The 2,306-nt window shown below is 54.9% G+C and carries 3 protein-coding genes; 2 read left to right on the plus strand and 1 reads right to left on the minus strand.

Annotated features, from left to right (window positions below):
* Positions 1–251 precede the first annotated feature (251 nt).
* Together XI05_RS09030 and XI05_RS09035 are read left to right on the plus strand one after the other, a co-directional pair.
* Positions 252–605, plus strand: coding sequence for a hypothetical protein (locus tag XI05_RS09030; protein ID WP_271500743.1), 354 nt, complete (start codon positions 252–254; stop codon positions 603–605).
* 49 nt (positions 606–654) lie between these two features.
* Complete coding sequence (locus XI05_RS09035) at positions 655–1,071, plus strand: hypothetical protein (protein ID WP_271500745.1); 417 nt, start codon at positions 655–657, stop codon at positions 1,069–1,071.
* 149 nt (positions 1,072–1,220) lie between these two features.
* On the opposite strand, the gene XI05_RS09040 is transcribed toward XI05_RS09035, so the two are convergent.
* Entirely contained in the window at positions 1,221–2,210 is a 990-nt protein-coding gene (locus tag XI05_RS09040; RefSeq protein WP_271500747.1) for an ABC transporter substrate-binding protein, read from the minus strand.
* Positions 2,211–2,306: the final 96 nt, after the last annotated feature.

Consider the following 2,306-nt stretch of genomic DNA (forward strand, 5'->3'; position numbering starts at 1 on the left):
GGAGCCTCAAACGGCGCCCACACCTTGGCACTCTCGTGCCGGTGGAGGAGCCGTCCACAGCATCAGAAGCGGACCATAGCAGTGTCAAGAGCAGCAACACTGGCCTTTCCTATCCTTGAGTTCGCATTGATTTTGAACTTATGCGGAACACCACGAACTAGTGAAGAGGTTCACATAATTCGTTCCTGCCTAGGAGTAAGCTGAATCTGGAATTTGCGGTGGGAATATCTCTAAACAAAAGAGGAACTCCCATGAAAAGACAATTCCTGATCGTGACTGCCATCACCAGCATCGGAAGCTTGGCGATCAATCAAGCCAACGGTTGTACATTGCAACTGCCAGCTTTCGAAATCACAGGATTCCCGATCACCCGGCATCAAGTAGCCGTGCTGGGCTCAACCCAAGTAGAGGAGAGTGCGGCTACGCCAACGCTAATGTTAGGTGAGATGCCGGCTTCTCCTAGTCAGATTGCAATTCTGACGCCGCGCGCGAAAACGATAAAGATTGCTGGGGCGGCAGCGGATGATCTCAGTCTGCTCACCGTTGGCACGGCGGGACTTGGCTTGCACAAGGGAGCTAGGCGGGCATCGTGCGGCTCTGAGTGATCTTCGGATCAAGCGACCCACGCAAACGGGCTGGGAAACGGAGGTTTCCATGACCAGTTCCAATGGACGCCCGGCGTATCCTTATCGATTGATCGTAGCGCGCACGGTGCGATTGTGTACGGTCACATTCTTAGGCATCAGCACAGCCTATTCACATGACCTGATGCGACCAGAACTGAACGCTTGGTTCAAAAGTCTCAAGAACAAGGCAGGTGAGCCGTGCTGTGACGGTGGGGACGGCCAATATGCCGAGGCCGAGTGGGATGTGACAAAAAATGGCTATAGAGTCCTTCTGAAACATCCGCATTGGCCAAACGAACCCGGGCAGTGGTTTGACGTGCCAAACTCTGTCGTGCTCAACCGCCAGAACCTCAGCGGCAGGGCGATGGTTTGGTGGTCGCCGTCCTACGCAGATGGAAGAATGACTCCGATGTGGCGCTGCTTCATTCCCGGACCGGAGGGATGATCCTGCCCTGGGAAACAATTGCACCGTAAGTCCGCCAAGGGTCAATCGCATCGGTTTAGCCGTTTAAGTTAGGTCGGGTCCACCCCTGACAGCCGACATATCCTCGGCCGTGCGATGCGGCAGCGATGGGCCATCAACGGACTCATGCGTCAATCAATCACCTCGTCGGCCCGTGCGAGGAGCGTCGACGGCACGTTGATACCGATAGCGCGCGCGGTCTGCAGATTGATTGCGAGCGTGAGCCGAGCTGGTTCTTGAAACGGCAGCTCGGCAATTTTTGTGCCTTTCAGAATGCGGTCAACATACTCGGCAGTCCGGCGGTAGTTTTCCACAAGGTCAATGCCATAGGACATTAACGCCCCATTTTTTGTCTCAAACGCAAAAGTATGCATTGCAGGCAATTTCATTGATATGCATTCATCGATAATTGCGCGACCGTTCGCAACCGTTAGAGGGTCGGCGGCCACAATGATAGCGGCCGCGTGTTGGTTCTGTGCCGCTGCCAGCGCTCGCGAGATATCGTCCGCTGCTTTGATCGGTAATGAAAGCAGTTCGATCCCGAGAATATGCGCCGCTTCTTTCGTCTTCGTTTCGAGTAAGACCTGCTGCGGGTTCGTCGGAACCCACATCAGGGCTGCTATGCGCATTGTTGGGACAATTTCGTGCAGCATCTCAAAACGCTTGGCGGCCAGAGTGTCATTGAATGTCGTGAAGCCCGTTATGTTTCCTGTCGGATGGGACAGGTCCTTCGTAAAACCAAGGGCGATAGGATCGCCGCTTATGGCGCCCACAATCGGGATGTTTCCAGTTGCATTCATAAGCGCACGCGTCGTCGTCGAGGTGGTCGATACGATTACGTCGGGCGCGATCTCTGTCAATTCGGTGGCAGCTTGATGGATGCGCTCGCCACTATTGGAACCAAAACGAACATCGATCTGAAAGTTCTTACCTTCCGTCCAACCCAACTCTTGTAGCCTTAGCTTGAACGCGGCCAACCGCTTCGCAGCTTCCGCGTCGTCTTCGGCCGAGGTGCTCAGAAATCCGATACGTCGTGCGCGATTGACCGTCTGAGCGAGCGCGACCCCGGGGCACGTTGCTAATGCGCTACCGAGAAGGGTAATAAATTCCCGCCGCCTCATCAGCTTTTCCCCCAATGGTGGGAAGCAACTGTGTATAGCACAAGTTTAAGCGCGAACGATGCGGAGCATGATAGAAAAACCGGCCGCTCGGGTCCG

The sequence above is a fragment of the Bradyrhizobium sp. CCBAU 11357 genome, from assembly GCF_028128865.1.
GTDB lineage: Bacteria > Pseudomonadota > Alphaproteobacteria > Rhizobiales > Xanthobacteraceae > Bradyrhizobium.